Consider the following 675-nt stretch of genomic DNA (forward strand, 5'->3'; position numbering starts at 1 on the left):
GGCATTTGGCTGAGTGGCTCGGAGCGACGCCTACCATAAAACCGCACGCAAAGGAATATATTTTCTTTATTTTGCTTGCCTCCCCTTGGATAGTTTCCGCTACCGTATTGAATCAGCAATTGCGATTTCAGGGAAGCGCCGCAATAGCTATGTTTGGAATGTTATCGGGAGCGATTTTAAATATTTTCCTTGATCCGCTTTTTATTTTTGTTTTTAAATGGGGAGTAAAAGGCGCGGCATTCGCTACGTTGATAAGTCAGATAACAAGTTTTTGCATTCTCTTTTTTTATTGTTCAACGCGCAAGGGAAATATACCAATCAATTTCTTGCATTTTTCTCCGTCTTTAAAGCGTTACTCTGATATGTTTAAGGGAGGAGTGCCAGCTCTTATCAGGCAGAGTCTTATGAGTATTGTTTCGATAATCATTAATCATTTTGCAAAATCTTACGGAGACGCGGCAATTGCCGCAATTTCAATTTCCAACAGAATCGCCATGTTTGCTACGTCGGTTGTTCTTGGGTTTGGTCAGGGGTTTCAGCCTGTGTGCGGATTTAATTACGGGGCGAAATTGTACAGCAGAGTAAAAAAAGCATTCTGGATCTGCGTAAAATTTTCCTGCGGCATTTGGCTGAGTGGCTCGGAGCGACGCCTACCATAAAACCGCACGCAAAGGA

General features: G+C 42.7%; 1 protein-coding gene. It reads left to right on the top strand.

Annotation, left to right across the window (positions count from 1 at the left end):
• On the top strand, nucleotides 1-659 hold a 659-nt coding region (locus tag ACYVTD_RS15170; protein ID WP_461248542.1), incomplete at its 5' end, for an MATE family efflux transporter.
• Between the last annotated feature and the right edge of the window lie 16 nt (nucleotides 660-675).

The sequence above is a fragment of the Treponema sp. R6D11 genome, from assembly GCF_054786075.1.